Origin of the sequence: Mesorhizobium sp. M1A.F.Ca.IN.022.06.1.1, from assembly GCF_003952605.1 — a bacterium.
Taxonomy (GTDB): Bacteria; Pseudomonadota; Alphaproteobacteria; order Rhizobiales; family Rhizobiaceae; genus Mesorhizobium.
This window is the reverse complement of sequence record NZ_CP034455.1, coordinates 4,194,582-4,218,231: the sequence shown is the minus strand read 5'-3', so window position 1 is coordinate 4,218,231 and position 23,650 is coordinate 4,194,582. Positions and strand designations below refer to the sequence as shown.

Genomic DNA, 23,650 nt, shown 5'->3' with positions numbered 1-23,650 from the left:
CCACAGAAAGAACCACAGGGACGGGAAAAATGCTCCACACCATCGCGGCCTTCGATCGTCTCGGCGAGGAAAATGCCTTTGCGGTGCTCGCGCGGGCAACGGCGCTTGCCCATCAGGGCCGCGACATCATCAACCTCGGCATCGGCCAGCCCGACTTCAAGACGCCGCAGCATATCGTCGAGGCGGCGATCAAGGCGCTGCGCGATGGCCACCACGGCTACACGCCTGCCAACGGCCTTTTAGCCACGCGCGAGGCGGTCGTGCGCCGAACGCTGACCACCACCGGGGTCGAAGTATCGCCCGAGAGCGTGATGATCCTGCCCGGCGGCAAGCCGACCATGTTCGCCGCGATCCTGATGTTCGGCGAGCCGGGGGCGGAGATTCTTTATCCCGATCCCGGCTTTCCGATTTATCGCTCGATGATCGAGTTCACGGGTGCGGCTCCAATCCCGGTGCCGATCCGCGAGGAGAACGGCTTTGCCTTCTCGGCGGAAGAGACGCTGGCGCTGATCACGCCGAAGACGAGGCTGCTGATCCTAAACTCGCCCGCCAATCCGACCGGCGGCGTGACCGCGCGGGACGAGATCGCCAAACTCGTGAAGGGGTTGGAGAAGCACCCTGAGGTCGCGATCCTCTCCGACGAAATCTACGATGTCATGACCTATGACGGCGAGACCCACTGCTCGCTGCTCAATTTTCCAGAACTCCGCGACAGGCTGATCGTGCTCAACGGCTGGTCCAAGACCTGGGCGATGACCGGCTGGCGCATGGGCTGGTCGATCTGGCCAAACGGCGAAAAGGGGGCCTATCTCTACGACAAGGTGCGCAAGCTGGCGGTCAACTGCTGGTCCTGCGTCAACGCGCCGAGCCAGTATGCCGGCATCGCCGCGATAGAGGGCCCGCAGGACGATGTCGAAAAGATGATGCTCGCCTTCGACAACCGCAGGAAGATCGTGGTCGAAGGGCTGAACGCGCTCCCCGGCATTTCCTGCATCACGCCGAAGGGCGCCTTCTACGCCTTCCCCAATGTTTCGAAGACCGGCTGGAAGGCCAAGAAGCTTGCCTCGGCGCTGTTGGAGGATGCCGGCGTCGCGCTGATCGGCGGCCCCGATTTCGGCGTGCTCGGCGAAGGCTATGTCCGGCTTTCCTACGCCAATTCCGAGGAGAACATATTACGAGCGCTGGAGCGGATCGAAGTGTTCTTGACGAAATAGAGCCTCAGCCCCCTCACCCGCGGCCGACGAACGGCATCTTCGTCGCCATCACCGTCATGAACAGCACATTGGCGTCGAGCGGCAGGCTCGCCATGTGAAGCACCGCGTCGGCGACGCGCTGGACATCCATCACCGCTTCGGCGGCGATGGAGCCGTTGGCCTGCGGCACGCCGACGGTCATCGCCTGCGCCATCTCGGTCAGCGCATTGCCGATGTCGATCTGGCCGCAGGCAATGTCATAGGGCCGGCCGTCGAGCGCCAGGGTCTTGGTCAGGCCGGTGATGGCATGCTTGGTCGCCGTGTAGGGCGCTGAGCCCGGCCGCGGCGCATAGGCCGACACCGAGCCATTGTTGATGATGCGCCCACCCATCGGCTTTTGCCGGCGCATGACGCCGAAGGCGGCACGGGCGCATAGGAACGAGCCGGTCAGGTTGACGCCGACGACATCGTTCCAGACCTCGACCGGGATCTCGTCGATCAGCGTCGACTTGTAGCCCATGCCGGCATTGTTGAAGAGCAGGTCGACGCGCCCGAACGCCTCCACCACTGTCTCGAACATGTCGTCGACTTCGCCGGCCTTGCTGATGTCGCATGCAACGGCAAGCGCCCTGGCGCTGGTCTTCCCGGCCTCGGCGATCGCCTCCTCGAGCAGCGTCTTGCGGCGGCCGCAGAACACGGTGTTCCAGCCTGCCTTGAGCAGCGTGGTGGCGACGCTCTTGCCGATGCCGGTGCCGGCGCCGGTTACGATGGCTGTTTTCTCTGTCATGGCGGTCATCGTCCTCGCTCCCCGTCACTGCTGGAAGAAGACGTGGCATCGCAAATGACGGAGGGCGTGGCAAGCGGCTATTGTCGGCAAGAAAGCGGAGCCGACAAAAAGGGCGGTCATTGGCGACCGCCCCTCATCTGAACCGCGCTTGGGAGGAGGATAAGCCGGTCCGACTGGTTAGAATGATGCGCTTGCTGGGTTAACGAAAGATTAACGGCCAGCAGCACGTCCGATGCGCGTTTACCAACCGGCAATTTGCTGGCGCGGATCGGGCACGGTTCAAGCCGGCGCCTTCGCCGCCGAGACCGTCGCCTCGACATGGTCGACCAGCGCGTCCGGCAGGCCGAGGCGGCCGGCTAGCAGGTCGAGATAGCCGCGCTCCGTGCGGGTGTCGGGATCGATGGTAAGGCGCGAGGCGGTGTAGAGCTCAACCTTCTGCGCATCGGTCTTGGCGCCGGTGATCAGGACGTCGAGATCGAGCGGGCGTTCAAGCTCATCCAGCAGAAATTTTTCCGCTTCGGCACCGATGCCGGCGAGCTTGAGCTTGTCGGCGATTTTCTGCCGCTCCTCGTCATCGACATGACCGTCCGCCTTGGCTGCGGAGATCATCGCCCGCACCAGGGTCAGCGTGAATTCGGCCTCGCCCTGCGGCGCCTGCGAGGGATGGAAGGCGGTGTCCTTGGGCGGCGGCAGCAACTCGGGCTCGCCGGCCACGGGTTCTTGTGCCGGCACATTGCCGGCCTTGTAGTTCTGGTAGGCCTTGTAGGCGAGGCCGCCAATGGCTGCCAGGCCGCCGAGCTTCATGGCAGCGCCCGTCACCTGTCGACCGGGGCCGGTGCCGAGCAGCACCGCCGCCAGCGCGCCGGCGGCGAGCGGATTGTCCTTCGCCATCTGCACCGCCTGCCCCGCCTTGTCGCGAACGGTCGATCCCGTGCCGGGAATTTGCGAGCCGAAAAGGTCGTCGAGCAGCTTCTTGGGGTCGAGCATCAATGCCTCCAGAATTGGCCCGGCCGAATGCGCCCGGGCAGGGTTTCGGATCGGCAAGACGTAGGCCCCGCGCATTGACATTACAATGAACGGGCGGATGATTTGACGAAACCTGGGCTGCTCAGCTTCCGATGTGGCGCTTGGCGCCCCGCGCATGCGCGAGTTCCACCTGGCGATGGCGCTCGGCGTAGCGCGCGCGGTCCTCGTCCGAGCGCGCTTCGAAGCAATGCGGGCATGAGACGCCGACCGTATATTTCGGCGAGAGCCGGTCCTCGACGGTGAGCGGATGGCGGCAGGCGCGGCAGAGTTCGGCTTCGCCCTCGGCCAGGCCATGCGACACCGATACCCGCTCGTCGAAGACGAAGCATTCGCCCTGCCACAGGCTCTCTTCGGCCGGCACCTCTTCGAGATATTTCAGGATGCCGCCCTTAAGGTGGACGACCTGCCTGAAGCCCAGCGACTTCACGTAAGCGGTCGCCTTCTCGCAGCGAATGCCGCCGGTGCAGAACATCGCCACCTTGCGGCCTTCGAGCTCCTCGCGGTGCTCTTCGACCCAGCCCGGGAACTCGCGAAAGCTGGCGGTCTTGGGATCGACCGCGCCCTTGAAGGTGCCGATCGAAACCTCGTAGGCGTTGCGCGTGTCGATGACCAACGTGTCGGCGTCCGAGATCAGCGCGTTCCAATCGGCCGGCGCGACATAGGTGCCGGCGCTGCTCGCCGGATCGAGATTGTCGACGCCCATCGTGACGATCTCGCGCTTCAGCCGCACCTTCATGCGGTGGAACGGCATCTCGGCGGCGGTGCTGTATTTCACTTCCAGGCCGGCAAGCGCTTCGATCGCCTCCAGGTGATCGATAAGCGCGGCGATCGCTGCCTCGCTGCTGGCGACCGTGCCGTTGATGCCCTCATGCGCCAAAAGCAGCGTGCCCTTGATGCCGCGTCCGCAGCAGAAGGCGGCAAGCGGCGCGCGCAGCGCTTGGTAATTGTCGAGCCACGCAAACTTGTAGAGCGCGGCAACGCGGACCGGCTGAATTTCCTTGTTTGTTGTCATGCCCATGGCACTAGACCGTGCTGAAAGCCGTTTCAAGGCGGAGCGGACGGGCCGCGTGACATTGCGACACGCCCGCCTTCGTGGACTCGGAATACCCCTTCTGCTAATCGGTTGAAATCGACCGAAACGGAGAGACAAGCCAATGACCAGCAAGACCGAAAAGCTTCTGTCGCTCCTCAACGGCCAGCCGGTCATCCCGGTGCTCAAGATCGCCAATGTCGCCGACGCCGTGCCGCTCGCTCGCGCTCTGTCGCGCGGCGGCTTGAGGGCGATCGAGATCACGCTGCGCACCGCCGATGCGCTGGAAGCGATCCGCCGCGTCGCGGCCGAAGTCGAGGATGCGGTTGTCGGTGCCGGCACCATTCTCGATGCCAAGCAGTTCGACGAGGCGGCACGCGCCGGCTCGAAATTCATCGTCAGCCCCGGCATTACGAGCCAGCTTCTCGACGCGGCCAAGGACAGCCCCGTGCCGCTGCTGCCCGGCGCCATCACCCCCGGGGAGATCATGGCTGCGCGCGAAGCCGGCCTGCGCTTCCTGAAATTCTTCCCGGCCGAACAGTCGGGCGGCATCGCATCGCTGAAGGCCTTCGCCTCGCCGCTCGCCGACGTGAAATTCTGCCCGACCGGCGGCATAACGGCCAAGAACGCCGCCGACTATCTGAGCCTCCCCAACGTCATCTGCGTCGGCGGCTCGTGGGTGGCGCCCGACGAATTCATCAAGGCCGGCAAATGGGATGAGATCGAAGCCCTGGCGCGCGAGGCGAGCAAGCTCGCCTAACGCAATTCCAGGAAGAGTGGGCACCGGTTCTTCCGTCCGGATCGTGTAAAGAACAACCTGGAGCGGTTCAGCGGTCTATCAAACGCTGAACCGCTCCAGGGCTGGACATGCGGTCAGTGGCAGACCTTGACCTTCTCGACGACCTTGCGGTGGTGAACCCAATGGGTGACCACCTTGGTTCTGCAGTGATGCTTGCCGGACTTGACGATAACGGTTTCGGCCTGCGTTGGAGCCACGGCAGCCGATGCCGCGGCCAGAGCGAGAACTGACGCCAATAGAATCTTCTTCATGAATATCCCCAGTTTGGAACGAACGCATCCTAACCCGAAAAAGCGCGGCCCGTTCCGGTCTCACGAGAAGTTTAAGCGTGCGTGATGGCATGCCGGTGCGGGCCGAAAACCAGCCGCCGGCTGGTTCCCGCTCATGGATTCGAACCACGATTCACGCCTTCAAAGGGCGCTGTCCTACCGTTAGACGAAGCGGGAAAAGACTACGCGGGAAACCCGCGCCGTTCAAACTATGCTGCCGTGATAAAAGCAAAAGCCGCGCTGTTGTTCAACGCGGCTGTTGCGGCACTGGCAGGCTCGTTATTTCGTCTGGAAGCGGGCGACCGAAAGGAACTTCACCGCGTTGCCGGTGAACCGGCTGGCGTCCGGCAATTGCGCATCCGTCTGGAAGCCGGCCGTGTAGACCTCGCTCGGCGGCGTGTGCACGATATTGTAGGCATAGCGCGGTGCCGTGGTCGGATCGGAAACGGTGGCGATGTTGTCGCCGCTGCCCAGCGCCCAGCGCGCTGCCTGCGGCGGCGTTGCCACCACCATTGCCTTCGGGCCGGGCTTCAGGTCGTTGGCGGACGCCCTGGCCTCCTTGCGCGTCGTCTTCACGCCGGCGCCGATCGCCTGCGCCGGATCGGTGCCGGCGGGGCGTGCGGCGATGGCTTGACGCGGCGAAGCTGCATCGAGACCCGACGGATCGTTGAATGCCGAGCGTGGCTCCGGCGCAGTCAGCGAAGCGACTTCGTATTCGGCCCCACTCGAGCCGGCCACGGTGGTCGCGCTGGCCTGCTCGAGCACCGCTTTGATCTCATCCGGCTTGCCCGCGTCGGGCCGTGCGGTCGGCAGCACCGAGAAGGCATCGGTCGCGCTCTTGTCCTGCGAGGCGGTTTCCGCCAGCGCCAGAAGCACGCCCTTGTCCTTGGGCGCAAGTTCCCTCGGCAGATCGGGCCGCCTCGTCGGCAGCGGAACATTGTTGAACGCCCCCTGCGCGGGATCGGCTGCGGCCTGCGCCGCGCCGGCGGCCATGCCGAACGGTACGTTGGCCGGAGCATGCGCCGTCGCCACCGCCTGCTCAGCCGTGGCCGAGGCGTCCGCCACGGCGAACGGCACGTTTTCAGCCGTCTGCTGGCCGACATCGGCCTTGGGCCTCGGCGCGAAGGCGGGCAGAGGAACCTCCTTCGGCGGCAGCGCGGCAATGATGGTTTCGGGCGTGTCCTGCTGCGGTTGCGAATCGTCCGAGTTGTCATCCGCGATCTGCGGGATGTTGGCGCGCTTGGCATCCTGCGGCGAGACGATCGCGATGCCCGGCAGGCTGCCGCTGTTGCCGCTCTTTGCGGCCGCCACCTGCTTCACAGCTTTCGGCTGGGGTGCGGGTTGGGCGCTCGCGACATCGGCGCTGTCGTCGGCCTCGTCGTCGCCGCCGCCGAACCAGGCCGCAAACAGTCCGCCGGACCGCTTGGTCGAGCCGCCGGCGCTGGCCAGCTCGATATTGGGGGTGCCGGCGCCCTTGCGCGCCTTGTAGGCGGCCAGAGCCTGCTCATAGCCAGGCAGCGGCCGGCCGTCGCTCGGCACGTGCAGCGTCTTGCCGTTCGGGAACAGGCTGACCAGTTCCTGACGGCTGATACCCGGCCAGTGGCGGACATTGCCGACATCCATGTGGACGAACGGAGAACCGGAATTCGGATAGTAGCCGACGCCGCCGCCCTGCATCTTGAGGCCGATGTTGCGCAGCTTCTTCAGCGGCACGCCGGGGATGTAGAAGTCCATCGCCTTGCCAAGCATGTGCTGGCTTTTCTCGGCGACACCGCGGCTGCGGCTGCGCAGCATGGAATTGGTAGATGGCGAGCGATAGCCGCAGACGACCTGGATGTAGTCGGTCGCTCCGCTCTGCCGGTAGGCCTCCCACACCAGATCGAGCAGCCGCGGATCCATCTTGGTCGGCTCGTTGCGGCGCCAGTCGCGCAGGATGATGTTGATCTTGCGCAGGCCTTCGGGAACGTAGCGGCCGTTACGCTTGTAGACGATCTCGGCCTTTTCGTGCGTGTGCAGGTGATAGAGCTTCAGCGAACGGACTTCGGCTTTCGCGCCGGAGGCGGCTGCCGAAAGGAACCCTACGGCCAAAATCACAAACGTCAGCCACCGTGGCCAGACGCTCATGTGAAAATGCCGCCCGTTCGTGTGTCGTTCGACTTGGTTCAAATCAAAAGGCCTTGCAGGCTGCCGTTTGTCCCCGGATTTGCCCAAACGGATGCGTGGTTCTCACATCCGAATATCGATCCTAATGGTTAATCATCGCTTATTGGAGCCGAAATGCGGTAACACCGTGGCGATATCCCGTCAAAAATGATGCACCATGTTTCGTGGTAAATCGCTGGTTTAGATCGAGAATTCGGCTTTGGCCCAAACACAATCTGTTACCGATTGCGTTAAATGCGTGATCGAGAACACGCAAGCGACTGAAAAAGCGCCTTCAGAAACGAAAAAGCGACGATTTAAGTCGGAATATAAACCGGTAGGCTGGGCTGGGCTTGCGTCTCAAGAGGCAAGTCGATCAAGCCGACCCGCTTCGGGGTCAATGCCATATTCCTTCAGCTTGCGGTAGAGCGTAGAGCGCCCGATGCCGAGGCGGCGCGCCACCTCGCTCATCTGGCCGTTATAGTGGTCGATCGCAAGCTTGATCATCTCGAACTCGACATCGGCCAGCGCCCGCACATTGCCGCGCTCGTCCAAGGCCCTCAGCGTGCCGAATCGCGGCTGCAGCCGCGCCCGCGCCTCGGCCTCGTGCGAACCTGCCGCCGCTCCATTGGAGACGGCCTGATCGCCCGGCTGCGGCTCGTCCGCGACCGGTGCCACGGCAGTCGCAGGCTCGGCATCGAGCTTCACCGTGCCTTCGACCTGCGCGCGGATCTGTGGGAATTCCTCTTCGGTCAGCAATTCGCCTTCGGCGAGCACCGACGCCCTGAACACCGCATTTTCCAGCTGGCGGATGTTGCCCGGCCAATCGTAGGCCTGCAGCATCGCCAGCGCTTTGGCCGATATGCCGGTGAGACGATGACGCGGATCGGCCGGCGCCACCTTCTCCATGAAATGCCTGACCAGATGGGGGATGTCCTCGCGCCGGTCGCGCAGCGGCGGCACGAAGATCGGATAGACGTTCAGGCGATAAAATAGGTCCTCGCGGAATTTGCCGTCCTTGACCTGCTGCAAAAGATTCCGATGCGTCGCCGAGATCAGCCGGATGTCGACCTTGAGGGTCGAACGGCCGCCGACCGGGTCGACCTCGCCCTCCTGCACGGCGCGCAGCAGCTTGACCTGGACGTCGAGCGGCAGGTCGCCGATCTCGTCCAGGAACAGCGTGCCCGAATGCGCCTCGACGAATTTGCCGGTGTGCTTGTCCGTGGCGCCGGTGAAGGAACCCTTCTCATGGCCGAACAGGATCGATTCCACCAGATTGTCGGGGATGGCGCCGCAATTGACGGTGACGAAGGGTTTCGAGCGGCGGTCGCCGCTGCCCTGGATGGCGCGCGCCACCAACTCCTTGCCCACCCCCGATTCGCCCTCGATCAGGATCGGGATGTTGGAGGCCGCCGCCTTCTGGCCGAGCCGGATCACCCGGTCCATCGCCGGGCTGCGGGTGATCAGATCCTTGAAGGTGAGATGGCCGCCGCGACGCCGCGACGTGCGCTTCACCTCATCCTCGACCGCTTCGACCTTCAAAGCATTGGAAATCGAGGTCTGCAGCCGGTCGGGCGAGGCCGGCTTGACGACGAAATCGAAAGCGCCGTGGCGCATGGCCGAGACAACGGTTTCGATGCCGCCCTGCGCGGTCTGCACGATGACCGGGAGATTGATGGCGCGCTCGCGCATCGCCTTCAGCACGCCGATGCCGTCGAGACCGGGCATGACCAGGTCGAGGATGACGACTGACACATCGCGCGCCTTCGGTCCGTCCAGCACATCGAGACCCGCCTCGCCGCCGTCGGTGACGATGGCGCTGTGGCCGAATTTCGTGACCGCCGCCTCGAGCAGCCTGCGCTGCACGGGATCGTCATCGACTATGAGTACGGAACCTGTCATGACTCTTTGAATTATCCGCCCGATAAATCCCCATGGATCATCTTGGCACAGGGTTCTAAATAAGGTTTCAAAAAACCCGGTGAACGAATTCCTTAGGATTTGACCGGCTTCTCCTTTCCCGTTGATTCGAAGAAGGTATTGTCGATGCGCATGATGTTTGGTCAGCGGCTTGCGGCGACGGCGTCTGGCCAGGCCGCGGCGGAGCTTGGCGATCTGCCGGAGTGGAATCTCGCCGATCTCTATTCCGGTATGGAAGCGCCGGAGCTGAAGCGTGACATCGCCCGGGCGGCAAGCGACGCCATCGCCTTCGAGGTCCGCTGGAAGGGCACGTTGGCCGCCGAAGCCGAGCGTGGCGCCGCCGGCCGGCTCGGCGAGGCGCTGAAGGCCTACGAGGCGCTGGAGGAACTGATCGGCCGCATCGTCTCCTATGCCGGGCTTGTCTATGCCGGCAACACCGCCGATCCGCAGCGCGCCAAGCTCTATGGCGACATCCAGGAGAAGATGACGGATGCCAGCGCGCATCTTTTGTTCTTCGCGCTGGAGCTCAACCTGATCGACGACGCGGTGATCGAAGCAGCACTCGCGGCCGACCCGGCCTTCGCCCACTACCGTCCCTGGGTGCTCGACCTCAGGAAGGACAAGCCGTACCAGCTCGAGGATCGGGTCGAGCAGTTGTTCCACGAGAAGTCGGTCACCGGACGCGGCGCCTGGAACCGCCTGTTCGACGAGACGATGACCGACCTGCGTTTCGACGTCGACGGCGAGGAGCTGACGCTGGAGCCGGCGCTGAACCGACTGCAGGACGCGGATGGCGAAGTGCGCCGCCGTGCCTCCGAGGCACTCGCCGCGACTTTCCGCAAGAACCTGCGCACCTTCACGCTCATCACCAACACGCTGGCTAAGGACAAGGAAATTTCCGACCGCTGGCGCGGCTTCGAGGACATCGCCGATTCACGCCATCTCGCCAACCGCGTCGAACGCGGCGTGGTCGATGCTTTGGCCGCGGCCGTGCGCGAAGCCTATCCGCGCCTGTCGCACCGCTACTATCAGATGAAGGCGCGCTGGCTCGGCATGGACGTCATGAACCACTGGGACCGCAACGCGCCGCTGCCCGAGACCCCGCAGTCGGTGATCCGCTGGGACGACGCCAGGGACACGGTGCTGTCAGCCTATCAGCGTTTCTCGCCGAAGATGGCGGAAATCGCGCGGACCTTCTTCGACCGCAAATGGATTGATGCGCCGGTCAGGCCGGGCAAATCGCCCGGCGCCTTCGCCCACCCGACCGTGCCTTCGGCGCATCCCTACGTGCTCCTCAACTACATGGGCAAGCCGCGCGATGTGATGACGCTGGCGCATGAGCTGGGCCACGGCGTTCACCAGGTGCTGGCCGCCGGCCAGGGCGCGCTGATGGCGTCCACCCCGCTGACGCTGGCCGAGACCGCCTCCGTCTTCGGAGAGATGCTGACCTTCCGCTCGCTGCTCGACCAGACCTCCGACAAGCGCGAGCGCAAGGCCATGCTCGCCCAGAAGGTCGAGGACATGATCAATACCGTCGTGCGCCAGATCGCCTTCTACGAGTTCGAGCGCAAGGTGCATGCCGAGCGCCGCAACGGCGAGCTGACCTCGGACAGGCTGGGCCAGTTCTGGCTTGAGGTGCAGGCTGAAAGCCTGGGGCCGGCGATCAAGTTGCGCGATGGCTACGAGGTCTTCTGGACTTATATCCCGCACTTCATCCACTCGCCCTTCTACGTCTACGCCTATGCCTTCGGCGACTGCCTGGTCAACTCGCTCTACGCCGTCTACCAGAACGCCGAGCGCGGCTTTCAGGAGAAGTATTTCGAGATGCTGCGCGCCGGCGGCACCAAGCATCATTCGGAACTGCTGGCGCCCTTCGGCCTCGACGCCACGGATCCGGCCTTCTGGCAGATCGGCCTGGGTGTGATCGGCGCGCTGATCGACGAGCTGGAGGCGCTCGACAAATGACGGGTGCTCGCCTGGCGGCATAGACCGGGAACAGTTTGGCCGGAACGCATACTTGTGCTGTTCTTGAATAACTCTGCCCGCACTTTTCAATTAGCTTTGCGCAGGCCGTGTGCTAGCGTAGACCCCAAGCTCAACCGGACGCGACAGCAAGGCCGGAGGCGGCCCTAGCGTTGCTTCAGCGAGAGCGATAGCGGCCGTCGGGCCGCAGCCGGAGGAGGGCCAGCCGCCAGCGATTGGAGGGGCGGTTCCGCCCAGCGCGCGGAACGATTGACGATCCCTGCGGCAAGGCCGCCGTTTGCGACCGCGGCCCGATCGGACTGGAGAGGGAAATGAGCACTTTCTTCTATATGCTCCTGGCGTTCGTTGTCGGTGTCCTGGTTGGCTGGTTCATCTGGGGCCGCCTGCGTGGCGAGCTCGACAGCCTGCGCGGCGAACTCGGTCGCGCCAAGAGCGAACGCGACCGGTTTAGCGCCGATACCTACCGCCTGAGCGGCGAGCTCGACGCATGCGGCCGCAGCCGCGCCGATCTCGAACGCAAGCTGCGCGAAGCGCCGACCTCTTCCGCCAAGGCGGGAACCGACAAAGCCTCCGCGCCGGCGCCTGCGGCGCTGATGTCGACCCCGACCCCAGCCAGATCCTCATCTGCAAGACCGTCAGCGGCAAAATCGGCTTCGACCAAATCGGCAGCGGCCAAGCCGGCAGCGGCAAAGACGGCCGCCGCGGCGCCAAAGAAGGCGCCGGCTCCGAAGAAAGCCGCCGCCCCGAAGGCGACCACCGGCAAGGCGGACAATCTGCGCCGCCTGATCGGCATCGGCCCGGTCAACGAAAAGCTGCTCAAGGCGCAGGGCGTCACGTCGTACGCCCAGATCGCCGCCTGGACCGATGCCGACGTCAAGCGCGTCGAGGAGGTGCTCAATTTCGACGGCCGCATCGCGCGCGAGAAATGGATCGAGCAGGCGAAACTGCTGGCCGCGGGCGACGAGGCCGAATTCGCTACCCGGTTCCCCACGGCGGGGAGCTCGAACAACAACTGATCTCGCTGTTGCCTTCCCAGCGCAGGCGGCGTCCATTGGGCGCCGTTTTTGCTTTGGACCAGATGCCTTTACGGCGTCCGACGCCGTTCTCTCGATTGCGCCTCGCCGCGCCCCCATATAGAGCGATCGACTTGATCGACCCCATCCGAGGCTTATGTCCCTGCCCTCAGCAATATTCCGCAATGACGAGACCGGCCGCCAGCTCGTCTTTGACGGGCCGCATGAGGTCATCACGGCGCGAACCGCGGACGAATTCACGCCGGCGCTGGAAGCGGCTCAGGCCGCCTCCGACGCGGGCAAATGGCTGGCAGGCTATTTCTCCTATGAGGCAGGCTACCTGCTGGAGCCGAAACTGGTGCCGTTGCTGCCAGAGGGCCGCCGCGCGCCTCTGATCTGTCTCGGCGTCTTCGATGCGCCGCTCGAACAGGCCGTGCCACGGAACGAAGGCCCCGCCAGCAACGGACCGATCTTCGACGCCCGCGCATCCTGGTCCGCCGAGGACTACGCCGTCCGCTTCGCGCGCCTCCACCACCATATTCGCAAGGGCGACTGTTATCAGGGCAATCTGACCTTTCCGGTCTATGCGCAATGGTCGGGCGATCCGCTTGCCGCCTTCGAGGCGCTGACCGGGCGCCAGCCGGTGAAATACGGCGCGCTGATCTCGTTCGGCGATCCGATCGTGCTGTCGCGCTCGCCGGAACTCTTCTTCGAGATCGACGCCGACGGTATGATCGAGACGCACCCGATGAAGGGCACGGCGCCGCGCGGCGCCACCAAGGCCGAGGACGCGCGGCTGAAGGCGTTCCTGCGCAACGACGAGAAGAACCAGGCCGAGAACCGGATGATCGTCGATCTCCTGCGCAACGACATCTCGCTGATCAGCGAGGTCGGCACGCTGGAAGTGCCTGAGCTGTTCCGCATCGAGACCTACCCGACGGTGCACCAGATGGTGAGCCGGGTGCGGGCGAAGCTCCTGCCTGATATCGGTATTCGCCAAGTCTTCGCAGCGCTCTTTCCCTGCGGCTCGATCACCGGCGCGCCGAAGATCCGCGCCATGGAGATCCTGCACGATCTGGAGGGCGTGCCGCGCGACGTCTATTGCGGCGCCATCGGCTGGGTCGCGCCCGGCGGCACGATGCGGTTCTCGGTGGCGATCCGCACCATCTCGCTCTTTGCCGACGGCGAGGCTGTCTACAATGTCGGCGGCGGCGTGGTCTTCGATTCCACCGCCGAGGAGGAGTACCGGGAGTGTCTTCTGAAAGCGCGCTTCGCGACGGGAACCGTGCCGACTTCGAGCTGATCGAGACCATGCGCTGGGAGCCTGGCTCGGGCTTCCTGCGCTTCGAGCGCCATCTTGCACGGCTTTATGCCTCGGCCGCGGAGCTCGGCTTTGCCTGCGATCCGCAACGGATCGGCGAGGTGCTGAAGAACGCGATCGGCGGGCAGCGGATCGCTTTGCGCACCCGGCTTGCACTGCAGCGCAACGGCGAGGCGACAGCAGCCGCGCAGCCCTTTGAGCAGCTTCCCGCAGGTAGGGCATGGCGTCTGCAGCTGGCGCGGGTCCGCCTCGATTCCGGTAACTTGTTGCTGCGTCACAAGACCAACCGCCGCGAAACCTACCAACAGGCGCGCGCCGAATACCTCGCCACCCGCGCCGACGAAGTGCTGCTCGCCAACGAGCGCGGAGAACTCTGCGAAGGCACGATCACCAATCTGTTCGCCGATTTCGGCGACGGGATGCTGGTGACGCCCCGGCTTGATTGCGGCCTGCTGCCTGGAGTATTGCGCGGCGAGCTTCTGGACGAAGGCCGCGCCGCGGAAGCGATCTACACCTTCGACGATCTGAAGTCGGCGCAGGCGATCTTCGTCGGCAATTCGCTACGTGGGTTGATCCCGGCGAGGCTGGCATGACGCCAAGCAGGAGAATGCAATGTTCATCGTTTCGCTGAACTACAAGGTGCCGCTGACCGAGATCGATCGGCTGGCGCCGGCGCATGTCGAATGGCTGAAGGCCTGCTACGCGGAAGGCATTTTTGTTGCGTCTGGACCGAAACGGCCAAGGACCGGCGGCATCATCGTCGCGCGCGGTTCCCGCGACGTGCTTGACGCCAGACTGGCGGCCGACCCTTTCTCCGAGGCAGGCGCGGCCGACTACGAAATCACCGAATTCGCGGCGCGGTTGACCGCCACCGAACTGGACGCCTTCAAGGAAGCATGAGTGTTCGCCAGCCGACCCATACGCCCTATGACGGATCGTCAAGGCTTTTCACCATCGGGCTGAAACCGCTCGATCTCGATCGATGGATCGAGCTCGACGAGTTTCTTTTGCCGCATCTCGCCGAGAAGCGCCGTCTCTACGCGGAAATCCCAAGCCGGGTTTTTGTCGAGGAGGAGGGCACGCGTGAGGCGCAGCAGGAGGTGCTGGATCTGCTTGGAGCGCACCTGCTGGCGAAACATCCCGAAACCTACCGCCGCAAGGGTGCCGGGATCGAGGTAGCCGGCCCCGAAGGCAGCAATGTCGGCCCCGACGCCCCGCTGGTCGCAGCCTCGCTGCTAATCCAGGAAGACCTGATCCTGATGCGCCGCGGCGATGATGGCTGGCGGCTCGCCGCCGGCTCGCTCTGCTTTCCGTCGTCCTGGTCGCTCCAGGAGAAATTCGGCAAGCCGCTACAACAGATCCACGCGCCCGTGCCCGGCTTCGGCCCCGGCACGCGGCCTGCCGACCTCATCAACCGCATGTTCGACGGCCTGCAGGGACAAGCGGTCGAGCGCTTCAACTGGTCGATCCAGGCGGGCGACGCGCTCTATCATCCGCTTTCCAACGGGGAGCGCATCGACCGTGCCACGAACCGTCCGACGCGTTTTTCGGATGGTGACATCAACGCCCATGCCTTCATTCGCGTCGAGCGTCAGACCTTGCGCAAGCTGCCGGTGTCGCGCGACATCCTTTTCACCATTCGCATCCATCTCGACCCGCTGGCGGTGCTTGCCCGCCACCCCGACAAGGTCGCGCTTGCGGCCTCCTTCGCCGACCAGCTCAATGCTCTCGATCAGGCGCAGCTCGACTACAAGGGTTTGAGCGCGGACCGCGACCGGCTGGTTTCGTACCTCGCCGGCATGGCCATGGTGGCTTAACCAAACCGCCAGGCCGGTTTGGCCGTCGGTTGGCGGTTTTTGCTGGTTTGTGACAATGATCTATGATGTAGGGCTACCGGCGAAAAATGCCGGACTTTCCCGTGTTTGAAGGAGTGTGCGAAAAAATGGCGAACGAGAACTGGCCCGTTTACGGTGAAATCACCGGCCCTGTCGTGATGATCGGCTTCGGCTCGATCGGACGGGGAACGCTGCCGCTGATCGAACGCCATTTCAAGTTCGACAAGTCGCGCATGGTGGTCATCGACCCGCGCGACAGCGACCGCATGCTGCTCGACGAGCGCGGCATCGCCTTCGTTCAGGACGCGGTGACCAGGAAGAACTACAAGAAGCTTCTGACCCCGCTTCTCACCAATGGCAGCGGTCAGGGCATGTGCGTCAACCTGTCGGTCGACACCTCCTCGCTCGAGTTGATGAAGCTCTGCCGCAAGCTCGGCGTGCTCTATATAGATACGGTGGTCGAGCCGTGGCTCGGCTTCTATTTCGACGACAAGGCCGACAATGCCTCGCGCACCAATTACGCGCTGCGCGAGAGCGTGCGCCAGGAGAAGGAGAAGGCTCCCGGCGGCACTACGGCGATCTCCTGCTGCGGCGCCAATCCTGGCATGGTCTCCTGGTTCGTCAAGCAGGCACTAGTCAACCTCGCCAACGATCTCGGGCTCGAGTTTGTGGTCCCGGCGGAGCACGACCGCGAGGGCTGGGCGAAGCTGATGAAGAAGGCCGGAGTCAAGGGCATCCACATCGCCGAGCGCGATACCCAGCGCACCAAGAAGCCGAAGCCGATGGACGTATTCTGGAACACCTGGTCGGTCGAGGGCTTCATCTCGGAAGGCCTGCAGCCGGCCGAGCTCGGCTGGGGCACGCATGAGACCTGGACGCCGAAGAACGGCAAGAAGCACAAGCACGGCTCGCAGGCGGCGATCTATCTGGAGCAGGCGGGCGCCAACACGCGCGTGCGCTCCTGGTGCCCGACGCCCGGCCCGCAATATGGCTTCCTGGTGACCCACAACGAGGCGATCTCGATCGCCGACTTCTTCACCGTGCGCGGCAAGAAGGGCAAGGTTCAGTATCGCCCGACCTGCCATTATGCCTATCACCCCTGCAACGATGCCGTGCTGTCGCTGCACGAGATGTTCGGCGCCGCCGGCAAGGCGCAACCGGTGCATCACGTGCTCGACGAGAACGAGCTGGTCGACGGCGTCGACGAGCTCGGCGTGCTGCTCTACGGCCATGCCAAGAACGCTTATTGGTACGGCTCACAGCTGTCGCTGGCCGAGGCGCGCAAGCTGGCGCCTTACCAGAACGCCACCGGCCTGCAGGTCACCTCGGCGGTGCTCGCCGGCATGGTCTGGGCGTTGGAAAATCCGATGGCCGGCATCGTGGAAGCCGACGAGATGGACTACCGGCGCTGCCTGGAAGTGCAGCTTCCCTATCTCGGGCCGGTCAGGGGCTACTACACCGACTGGACGCCGCTTGATAATCGCCCGGGGCTTTTCCCCGAGGATCTGGACAAGGACGATCCGTGGCAGTTCCGCAACATCCTGGTGCGATAGCAGCCAAGCCTACCCGCGTCTCCACCTTGCAATCGCCCGGAAATCGGGCGATTGAAGACGGGCGGCCCAGAGCGACGCGCGTCCTGTCGGACGCACAAAGTACGCTCTAGCACTTTGAATGCACGCATCGTGCTTTTCCGAAGATCGGAGATCGATTTTCCGGCCGATGCGAGAGGAGAGGATTTTTGAATGATCATTGCGCGCAAATTGCTTTCGGCAGGCGCCGCGGCAAGCCTTCTGGCCGCTGCCGCCTGCACCACCACCGGCCCTTCGGAGCCGATTGCAGCGGCGCCCAAGGGCGTCGAGGGCAACTGGATCGACGCCAAGGGCACCGGCCTCTCGACTTTCGCGGCCGGCAGCTTCACCACCGTCGCGACCGATACCGGCCAGAAGCTGTCCGAGGGCAGCTACACCATGACCGGCGCGACCTCGGTCGAGATCCACGGCACCTCGCTGATCCGCCAGACGCCGGTTAGCTTCAACTGCCTGATGGTCTCTACCAGCCAGCTCAACTGCACCAGCTCCAGTGGTCAGAATTTCGTGCTGACGCGCCGGGCCTGAGCTCAGGCAGAGATCGACTTTGTTGAGGATGGCGGCGCGAGCCGCCGTCCTTTTTTGTGCCGGCAAACCTCCTCCCGATTTCCGCTTGCATCGGCCAAAACGCGATGTGAACATGACCCGAAGCTGACTGTTACCTTCCAGCCAAGCGAGGGCTTTAAGCACTTCAAGTCAGCTCATCCGGGAGACGAGAATGAAGAAATTTGCCGCCATTGCCGCCCTTTCCGCATCAGCACTTGGCCTCTCGGCCGGAGCGTCTTTTGCCGACTACACGCTGAACATCCTGCATTTCAACGATTGGCATAGCCGCATCGAAGGCAACAACAAATACGAGTCGACCTGTTCAGCGGAGGAGGAGACCAAAGGCGAGTGCATTGGCGGCGCCGGCCGGCTGGTCACGGCGATCGCGCAGGAGCGCAAGAAGCTTGAAGGTCAGAACGTGCTGCTGCTCAATGCCGGCGACAGCTTCCAGGGATCGCTGTTCTACATCACCTACAAGGGAGCAGCGGAGGAGGAATTCCTCAATCAGCTCAAGCCCGACGCGGTGACGCTGGGCAATCATGAGTTCGACGACGGCGAAAGCGCGCTTGTGCCTTATCTCGACAAGGCGAAGTTCCCGGTGGTCAGCGCCAACGTCGTGCCCAACGACAAGTCCGGCGCCCACGGCAAGATCAAGCCGTCCATCGTGGTCGAGGTCGGCGGCCAGAAGATCGGCATCGTCGGCGCCGTCACCAACGACACGCCGGAACTGGCCTCGCCCGGCCCCAACATTGCCATCGCGGACGACGTCAAGTCGATCACCGCCGAGGTCGAGAAACTGAAGGCGCAGGGCATCAACAAGATCATCGCCGTCACCCATATCGGCTACAACCGCGAGCGCGACGTCATCGCGAAAATCCCCGGCGTCGACGTGGTGGTCGGCGGCCACAGCCACACGCTTTTGTCGAACACCGATCCGAAGGCGGCAGGCCCCTACCCGACGATGGTCGACAACCCCGACGGCTACAAGGTGCCGGTGGTGCAGGCGGCGTCCTATTCGAAATATCTCGGTGAATTCAAGGTCGTGTTCGACGACAACGGCGTCGTCAAGTCGGCCAGCGGCGACCCGATCTTTCTCGACAAGTCGATCACGCCCGATCCGGCGGTGCTCGCCCGCATCAAGGAGCTTGGCGCGCCCATCGAGGCGCTGAAGAACAAGGAAGTGGCGGAGACCACCAAGCCGATCGATGGCAGTCGTGAAAGCTGCCGCACCCGCGAATGCGAAATGGGCAATCTCGTCTCCGACGCCGTCCTCGATCGGGTCAAGGGCCAGGGCGTCGAGATCGTCATCTCGAATGGCGGCGGACTGCGCGCCTCGATCGACCAGGGCACCGTGACCATGGGCGAAGTGCTGACGGTGCTGCCGTTCCAGAACACGCTGGCGACCTTCAAGATCTCCGGCAAGGACCTGGTCGCCGGTCTCGAAAGCGGCGTCAGCCAGGTCGAGGACGCCGCCGGCCGCTTCCCGCAGGTGGCCGGCTTGAAATATGCCTTCGACAAGTCGGTCGCCCCCAATGCCGGCCGCGTCAAATCGGTCGAGGTGATGGAGAACAGCGCCTGGGTGCCGATCAATCCGGACAAGCAGTATCTCGTCGCCACCAACAACTACGTCCGCCAGGGCGGCGACGGCTACAAGGTCTTCGCCGAAAAGGCCACGGACGCCTATGACTACGGCCCGGGCCTGGAGCAGGTGGTGGCCGACTATCTCGGCGCGCACCGCCCCTACACGCCGAAGCTCGACGGCCGCATCACCGAGATCGGCGCCACGACAGCGGCCGCGGAGCCGGCAAAACCTGCCGAGACCGCCACGACGCCGCCTGCCGCCCAACCCGCGAAGCCGGCCGAGACGGCGCCGGCGGCGACCGAGCCTGCCATGCCGGCTTTGCCGTCCAATTCCGGCGACATCGCCGGGACGCCGCGGGCCGTTCCGACCGAGACGGCACCGGCAACGTCGGAGACAGCAAAACCTGCCGAGACTGCGCCGGCGACCGCCGCCCCTGCGACCGAATCCGCCAAGCCGGCCGAAACAGCGCCCGCCGAGGCCAAGCCGGCCGCGACCGGTCCGGAGGCCAGCCCAGAGACCAGCCATGTGGTTGCCGCCGGCGACACCTATTGGGATCTGGCCAAGAAAAACTATGGCGACGGCAGCAAATGGAAGCTGATCTCCGAGGCCAACAAGGACTACAGGCCGCGCCGTCTGCCGCTCGGAGCAACGCTGACCATTCCGCCGGCCGCAAAGTAATCTTTCGCCGGAAGTTCATCGCGCCCGTCCGGGAGACCGGACGGGTGTTCCGTCTTCAGACGCAAACGCGGTAAGGTGCGTCCAGACGCAGCATTCCAAAACCGGCATGGCATCGCTAGTTTTCGCACCGACAACCGGAGACCGTCGATGACGCTTGCCAATCCTGCCGATGCGAAAGCCGCCAAGACCGCCGGTCCGGCGCCGGCGGGTGCCGCGCCGGTGAAAGCGGGCAAGATCGGCATCATGCTGATCAATCTCGGCACGCCCGACGGCACCGATTTCAAGCCGATGTGGCGCTATCTCAGAGAATTCCTCTCCGATCCGCGCGTCATCGAGCTCAACAAGGCGATCTGGTATCCGATCCTCTACGGGCTGGTTCTCACAGCGCGGCCGACAAAGTCCGGCGCCAACTACGCCAGGATCTGGAACCGGGAGAAGAACGAGTCGCCGCTGCGCACCTTCACCCGCTCGCAGGCGGAGAAGCTCGCCATTGCGCTTGCTGATCTGCCAACCGTCGTGGTCGACTGGGCCATGCGCTACGGCAATCCCTCGACCGGCAGCGTCGTCCGCCGGCTGGTCGAGCAGGGCTGCGAGCGCATCCTCACTTTTCCGCTCTATCCGCAATATTCGGCGACGACCACGGCGACGGCGAACGACCAGCTGTTCCGGGCGCTGATGAAGATCAGGCGAGCGCCGGCGATCCGCAGCGTGCCGCCCTATTATGACGAGCCGGTCTATATCGACGCCCTCGCCCGCTCGATCGAGCAAAACCTGGCGATGCTCGATTTCGTGCCGGAGGTGGTGATCACCTCCTACCACGGCATCCCAAAACCCTATTCCGACAAGGGTGATCCTTACCAGGCGCATTGCCTCGAGACGACGCGGCTGCTCAGGGCAAGGCTCGGCTGGGACGAGAAGAAGCTCATCACCACCTTCCAGTCGCGCTTCGGCGCCCAGGAATGGCTGCAGCCCTACACCGACGTCACTGTCGAGAAGCTGGCGAAGGACGGCGTCAAATCGATCGCGGTCGTCAATCCGGGTTTTTCCGTCGACTGTATCGAGACGCTGGACGAGATCGGCCGCGAGGCCGCCGAGACATTCCACCATGCCGGCGGCAAGAACTTCGCCCACATCCCCTGCCTCAACGACAGAGCCGAGGGCATGGCGGTGATCGAGGCGCTGGTGCGGCGGGAACTGTCAGGCTGGGTCTGACGTCCAATAATAGGCGTCGAAACCGGTTCGCAACAGCCTTCGCTAACCAATATTCGCGATCACCTGATTGTAACGCTTCGGAAACACACTTAAGTGATTCCGCGAGGTCGCCGCCTTTTGAGGGAGAAACGAAATGGGGTTTAGCGGTTTCGATATTGCCATCATTGTTCTTGTATTCCTCGTCATCATCCTTCTTTTCAAAGGCATCAGAACGGTGCCGCAGGGCTACAACTACACGGTGGAGCGTTTCGGCCGCTACACCAAGACGCTGACGCCCGGCCTGAACATCATCAACCCGATCTTCGAGCGCGTAGGCGCCAAGATGAACATGATGGAGCAGGTGCTCGATGTCCCGACGCAGGAGATCATCACCCGCGACAATGCAATCGTGGGCGTCGACGGCGTCGCCTTCTACCAGGTGCTGAATGCCCCGCAGGCCGCCTATCAGGTCTCCGGGCTGCAGAACGCCATCCTCAACCTCACCATGACCAACATCCGTACCGTCATGGGCTCGATGGATCTCGACGAATTGCTGTCCAACCGCGATGCGATCAACGAACGGCTGCTGCGCGTCGTCGATGAGGCCGCGCACCCGTGGGGCATCAAGATCACCCGCGTCGAGATCAAGGACATCAACCCGCCGGCCAATCTGGTGGATTCGATGAGCCGCCAGATGATCGCCGAGCGCGACAAGCGCGCCCAAATCCTGGCCGCCGAAGGCATGAAGCAGTCGCAGATCCTCGAGGCCGAAGGCCGCAGGGAAGCCGCCTTCCGCGATGCCGAAGCGCGCGAGCGTTCCGCCGAAGCGGAGGCCAAGGCGACACAGGTGGTGTCGGAAGCCATCGCCAAGGGCGACGTGCAGGCGATCAACTACTTCATCGCGCAGAAATACACCGAGGCGCTGGCCAGGATCGGCTCGTCCAGCAACAACAAGATCGTGCTCATGCCGTTCGAAGCCTCATCGCTGATCGGTTCGCTCGGCGGCATCGGCGAGATCGCCCGCGAAGTGTTCAAGGCCGACGGCCCTTCCGGCCCGCAACGTCAGGGCGCGCGCACGCCGCTCGTGCGACCGTCGGACAATTGAGTCACGCCATCTGGGTGGGAGAACGTCAATGATCGATCGCATCGTCTCGGAACTCGGGCCGTGGAACTGGATGGTCCTCGGCTTCGTGCTGCTGGTGATGGAAATCGTGGCGCCCGGCGTGTTCATGCTGTGGATCGGCATCGCCGCGCTGATCATCGGCGCGGTATCGCTGCTGATTTGGGACGCTGCCTTCTGGACTTGGCAGCTCCAGGTGCTCGCCTTCCTCGTGCTCTCTCTGGTCTCAGCCTTCGTCGGCAAGAAGCTGGTGGGCGATCGTGCCGTCAATGCGGACCAGCCGCTGCTCAACCGCCGCGGCGCTCAGATGGTCGGCCGCACGGCGACATTGGCCGAGCCCATCAAGAATGGCCGCGGCCGCATCCGCCTCGGCGACACGCTGTGGCGTGTCTCCGGCCCGGACCTGCCCGTCGGCACCCAGGTGCGTGTGACCGGCGCCGCCGACACCGATTTGGAGCTGACGGTGGAGGCCGTCTGAGTTTGCGGGTTTCCTATTCTGAAGCCGTTTGGGAATCAGGCCTGCGTGTCCTGAGTCTCGCGCATCTCAGGCGGCGCCGATGCGCAGCAGATCGTGCAGATGCACCAGCCCCACGGGGCGATCGGCCTCGACCACCATCAGGCTGGTGATGGCCGACGTATTGATCGTCTGCAGCGCCGTCGCCACCAGCGTGTCGGGGGCAGCCGTCTTCGGCTTCTTTGTCATCACCTCATCGACGTTCATCGACAGAAGATCATCGGCAATGTGGCGGCGGATGTCGCCATCGGTGATGATGCCGATCAGCGCACCGTCGGCGCCGGTGATCGCCACGCAGCCAAAACCCTTGCGCGACAACTCAACGATCGCTTCGCGCATTCCCGTGCCCGACGGTACCAGCGGCAGCCGCTCGCCGACATGCATGATCTCTCGCAGTTGCATCAGATTGGCGCCGAGCTGACCGCCGGGATGGAAGGTGCGGAAATGGTCCGGCGTGAAGCCGCGCGCCTCGAGCAGCGCGATCGCCAGCGCATCGCCCATGACCAGCTGCAGCAGCGCCGATGTCGTCGGCGCCAGCCCGTGCGGACAGGCCTCCGGCGAGGCCGGCAGCAACAGCACGACGTCGGCGGCGCGCGCCAGCGCCGAATTCTCGCCCGAGGTGATGGCGACCAGTGGGATCGAAAAGCGTCTGGAATAGGCGACGATGCCCATCAGTTCCTTGCTCTCGCCCGACCAAGACATGGCGATGATGGCGTCGTCCCCGGCGATCATGCCGAGATCGCCGTGATTGGCCTCGGCCGGATGGACGAAGAAGGCAGGCGTGCCGGTCGAGGCGAGCGTCGCTGCAATCTTTGAGCCGATATGCCCGCTCTTGCCGACGCCGGTGACGATGACTCGGCCCTCGATCTGCGCGATGGCATCCACTGCGGCAGCGAACGGTTCGGACAAGCCGTTGCCGAGAGCGGCTGCAAGCGCGGCCATGCCGGCCTGCTCCGTCGCCACCGTTCTCAGCGCCGATTCAATCGCTGCCTGCCTGTCCGGCTGCTTTCTTTCTGAGGACCCCGCGTGCATGGCAGATGCCATTAGCGCCATGTCGCCCGCCTGTCCAACGGAATTCCCGTCTCGCGTGCGTCGCGGACAGGGCCCTTGGCCTG

At 64.1% G+C, this 23,650-nt stretch carries 21 protein-coding genes and 1 tRNA gene; 14 read left to right on the top strand and 8 right to left on the bottom strand.

Going from position 1 to position 23,650, the window contains the following annotated elements; genetic code table 11:
- Positions 1-29 precede the first annotated feature (29 nt).
- Entirely contained in the window at positions 30-1,214 is a 1,185-nt protein-coding gene (locus EJ078_RS19980; RefSeq protein ID WP_127215584.1) for a pyridoxal phosphate-dependent aminotransferase, read from the top strand.
- Positions 1,215-1,227: 13 nt separating this feature from the next.
- On the opposite strand, the gene EJ078_RS19975 is transcribed toward EJ078_RS19980, so the two are convergent.
- The 3 genes from EJ078_RS19975 to EJ078_RS19965 all read right to left on the bottom strand — a co-directional run bounded on the left by EJ078_RS19975 (position 1,228) and on the right by EJ078_RS19965 (position 4,018).
- A complete protein-coding gene (locus tag EJ078_RS19975) occupies positions 1,228-1,980 on the bottom strand; it encodes an SDR family oxidoreductase (RefSeq protein WP_082953977.1) in 753 nt (250 codons plus the stop codon).
- A 279-nt stretch (positions 1,981-2,259) separates the two neighbouring features.
- Entirely contained in the window at positions 2,260-2,967 is a 708-nt protein-coding gene (locus EJ078_RS19970; protein WP_067002750.1) for a tellurite resistance TerB family protein, read from the bottom strand.
- Positions 2,968-3,088: 121 nt separating this feature from the next.
- A complete protein-coding gene (locus tag EJ078_RS19965) occupies positions 3,089-4,018 on the bottom strand; it encodes a rhodanese-related sulfurtransferase (protein ID WP_127215589.1) in 930 nt (309 codons plus the stop codon).
- 142 nt (positions 4,019-4,160) lie between these two features.
- Between EJ078_RS19965 and EJ078_RS19960 the strand changes: the two genes are divergently transcribed.
- Positions 4,161-4,796, top strand: coding sequence for a 2-dehydro-3-deoxy-phosphogluconate aldolase (locus EJ078_RS19960; protein WP_127215583.1), 636 nt, complete (start codon positions 4,161-4,163; stop codon positions 4,794-4,796).
- A gap of 113 nt (positions 4,797-4,909) precedes the next feature.
- On the opposite strand, the gene EJ078_RS19955 is transcribed toward EJ078_RS19960, so the two are convergent.
- The 4 genes from EJ078_RS19955 to EJ078_RS19940 all read right to left on the bottom strand — a co-directional run bounded on the left by EJ078_RS19955 (position 4,910) and on the right by EJ078_RS19940 (position 9,148).
- Positions 4,910-5,086, bottom strand: coding sequence for a hypothetical protein (locus EJ078_RS19955; RefSeq protein ID WP_164750474.1), 177 nt, complete (start codon positions 5,084-5,086; stop codon positions 4,910-4,912).
- 121 nt (positions 5,087-5,207) lie between these two features.
- A tRNA-Gln gene (locus EJ078_RS19950) sits at positions 5,208-5,281 on the bottom strand.
- A gap of 102 nt (positions 5,282-5,383) precedes the next feature.
- Complete coding sequence (locus EJ078_RS19945) at positions 5,384-7,228, bottom strand: DUF882 domain-containing protein (RefSeq protein ID WP_127215582.1); 1,845 nt, start codon at positions 7,226-7,228, stop codon at positions 5,384-5,386.
- Between the two features lie 378 nt (positions 7,229-7,606).
- Positions 7,607-9,148 (bottom strand): sigma-54 dependent transcriptional regulator, encoded by a 1,542-nt coding sequence (locus EJ078_RS19940; RefSeq protein WP_127215581.1) that lies wholly within the window; start codon positions 9,146-9,148, stop codon positions 7,607-7,609.
- A 144-nt stretch (positions 9,149-9,292) separates the two neighbouring features.
- Between EJ078_RS19940 and EJ078_RS19935 the strand changes: the two genes are divergently transcribed.
- The 12 genes from EJ078_RS19935 to EJ078_RS19880 all read left to right on the top strand — a co-directional run bounded on the left by EJ078_RS19935 (position 9,293) and on the right by EJ078_RS19880 (position 22,499).
- Positions 9,293-11,131, top strand: coding sequence for a M3 family oligoendopeptidase (locus EJ078_RS19935; protein ID WP_164757308.1), 1,839 nt, complete (start codon positions 9,293-9,295; stop codon positions 11,129-11,131).
- 329 nt (positions 11,132-11,460) lie between these two features.
- Positions 11,461-12,165, top strand: a complete 705-nt coding sequence (locus EJ078_RS19930; RefSeq protein WP_127215431.1) for a proton-conducting membrane transporter — start codon at positions 11,461-11,463, stop codon at positions 12,163-12,165.
- Positions 12,166-12,319: 154 nt separating this feature from the next.
- The gene (locus EJ078_RS19925) at positions 12,320-13,465 is read left to right on the top strand and encodes an aminodeoxychorismate synthase component I (RefSeq protein WP_127403649.1); all 1,146 of its coding nucleotides are present in this window, start codon (positions 12,320-12,322) and stop codon (positions 13,463-13,465) included.
- Positions 13,414-14,076: an aminotransferase class IV family protein gene (locus tag EJ078_RS19920; RefSeq protein WP_067325948.1), complete on the top strand. Its 663-nt coding sequence runs from the start codon at positions 13,414-13,416 to the stop codon at positions 14,074-14,076. Before EJ078_RS19925 ends, EJ078_RS19920 begins: the two co-directional genes overlap by 52 nt.
- 19 nt (positions 14,077-14,095) lie before the next feature.
- A complete protein-coding gene (locus tag EJ078_RS19915) occupies positions 14,096-14,383 on the top strand; it encodes a YciI family protein (protein ID WP_067002501.1) in 288 nt (95 codons plus the stop codon).
- Positions 14,380-15,300: a DUF3445 domain-containing protein gene (locus EJ078_RS19910; RefSeq protein ID WP_067325945.1), complete on the top strand. Its 921-nt coding sequence runs from the start codon at positions 14,380-14,382 to the stop codon at positions 15,298-15,300. Before EJ078_RS19915 ends, EJ078_RS19910 begins: the two co-directional genes overlap by 4 nt.
- Before the next feature lie 125 nt (positions 15,301-15,425).
- Positions 15,426-16,871, top strand: a complete 1,446-nt coding sequence (locus EJ078_RS19905; RefSeq protein WP_127215433.1) for a homospermidine synthase — start codon at positions 15,426-15,428, stop codon at positions 16,869-16,871.
- Between the two features lie 189 nt (positions 16,872-17,060).
- Complete coding sequence (locus tag EJ078_RS19900; RefSeq protein ID WP_127215434.1) at positions 17,061-17,432, top strand: hypothetical protein; 372 nt, start codon at positions 17,061-17,063, stop codon at positions 17,430-17,432.
- Positions 17,433-17,622: 190 nt separating this feature from the next.
- Positions 17,623-19,710, top strand: a complete 2,088-nt coding sequence (locus EJ078_RS19895) for a 5'-nucleotidase C-terminal domain-containing protein (protein WP_208720792.1) — start codon at positions 17,623-17,625, stop codon at positions 19,708-19,710.
- Between the two features lie 147 nt (positions 19,711-19,857).
- The gene (gene hemH, locus EJ078_RS19890) at positions 19,858-20,922 is read left to right on the top strand and encodes a ferrochelatase (RefSeq protein ID WP_127215436.1); all 1,065 of its coding nucleotides are present in this window, start codon (positions 19,858-19,860) and stop codon (positions 20,920-20,922) included.
- 133 nt (positions 20,923-21,055) lie between these two features.
- Positions 21,056-22,006, top strand: a complete 951-nt coding sequence (locus tag EJ078_RS19885; RefSeq protein WP_067002512.1) for an SPFH domain-containing protein — start codon at positions 21,056-21,058, stop codon at positions 22,004-22,006.
- A 28-nt stretch (positions 22,007-22,034) separates the two neighbouring features.
- A complete protein-coding gene (locus EJ078_RS19880) occupies positions 22,035-22,499 on the top strand; it encodes an NfeD family protein (protein ID WP_067325928.1) in 465 nt (154 codons plus the stop codon).
- Between the two features lie 66 nt (positions 22,500-22,565).
- On the opposite strand, the gene EJ078_RS19875 is transcribed toward EJ078_RS19880, so the two are convergent.
- On the bottom strand, positions 22,566-23,567 hold the full coding sequence (locus tag EJ078_RS19875; RefSeq protein ID WP_127215437.1) for a KpsF/GutQ family sugar-phosphate isomerase: 1,002 nt from the start codon (positions 23,565-23,567) through the stop codon (positions 22,566-22,568).
- Positions 23,568-23,650: the final 83 nt, after the last annotated feature.

Bases quoted from the DNA above. Each gene is read 5' to 3' on its own strand.
- EJ078_RS19960 (WP_127215583.1), top strand. From the start codon at position 4,161: ATGACCAGCAAGACCGAAAAGCTTCTGTCGCTCCTCAACGGCCAGCCG.
- hemH (WP_127215436.1), top strand. From the start codon at position 19,858: ATGACGCTTGCCAATCCTGCCGATGCGAAAGCCGCCAAGACCGCCGGT.
- EJ078_RS19940 (WP_127215581.1), bottom strand. From the start codon at position 9,148: ATGACAGGTTCCGTACTCATAGTCGATGACGATCCCGTGCAGCGCAGG.
- EJ078_RS19945 (WP_127215582.1), bottom strand. From the start codon at position 7,228: ATGAGCGTCTGGCCACGGTGGCTGACGTTTGTGATTTTGGCCGTAGGG.
- EJ078_RS19900 (WP_127215434.1), top strand. From the start codon at position 17,061: ATGATCATTGCGCGCAAATTGCTTTCGGCAGGCGCCGCGGCAAGCCTT.
- EJ078_RS19930 (WP_127215431.1), top strand. From the start codon at position 11,461: ATGAGCACTTTCTTCTATATGCTCCTGGCGTTCGTTGTCGGTGTCCTG.
- EJ078_RS19965 (WP_127215589.1), bottom strand. From the start codon at position 4,018: ATGACAACAAACAAGGAAATTCAGCCGGTCCGCGTTGCCGCGCTCTAC.
- EJ078_RS19955 (WP_164750474.1), bottom strand. From the start codon at position 5,086: ATGAAGAAGATTCTATTGGCGTCAGTTCTCGCTCTGGCCGCGGCATCG.
- EJ078_RS19875 (WP_127215437.1), bottom strand. From the start codon at position 23,567: ATGCACGCGGGGTCCTCAGAAAGAAAGCAGCCGGACAGGCAGGCAGCG.
- EJ078_RS19980 (WP_127215584.1), top strand. From the start codon at position 30: ATGCTCCACACCATCGCGGCCTTCGATCGTCTCGGCGAGGAAAATGCC.
- EJ078_RS19935 (WP_164757308.1), top strand. From the start codon at position 9,293: ATGCGCATGATGTTTGGTCAGCGGCTTGCGGCGACGGCGTCTGGCCAG.
- EJ078_RS19905 (WP_127215433.1), top strand. From the start codon at position 15,426: ATGGCGAACGAGAACTGGCCCGTTTACGGTGAAATCACCGGCCCTGTC.
- EJ078_RS19895 (WP_208720792.1), top strand. From the start codon at position 17,623: ATGAAGAAATTTGCCGCCATTGCCGCCCTTTCCGCATCAGCACTTGGC.
- EJ078_RS19925 (WP_127403649.1), top strand. From the start codon at position 12,320: ATGTCCCTGCCCTCAGCAATATTCCGCAATGACGAGACCGGCCGCCAG.
- EJ078_RS19970 (WP_067002750.1), bottom strand. From the start codon at position 2,967: ATGCTCGACCCCAAGAAGCTGCTCGACGACCTTTTCGGCTCGCAAATT.
- EJ078_RS19915 (WP_067002501.1), top strand. From the start codon at position 14,096: ATGTTCATCGTTTCGCTGAACTACAAGGTGCCGCTGACCGAGATCGAT.
- EJ078_RS19880 (WP_067325928.1), top strand. From the start codon at position 22,035: ATGATCGATCGCATCGTCTCGGAACTCGGGCCGTGGAACTGGATGGTC.
- EJ078_RS19885 (WP_067002512.1), top strand. From the start codon at position 21,056: ATGGGGTTTAGCGGTTTCGATATTGCCATCATTGTTCTTGTATTCCTC.
- EJ078_RS19910 (WP_067325945.1), top strand. From the start codon at position 14,380: ATGAGTGTTCGCCAGCCGACCCATACGCCCTATGACGGATCGTCAAGG.
- EJ078_RS19975 (WP_082953977.1), bottom strand. From the start codon at position 1,980: ATGACAGAGAAAACAGCCATCGTAACCGGCGCCGGCACCGGCATCGGC.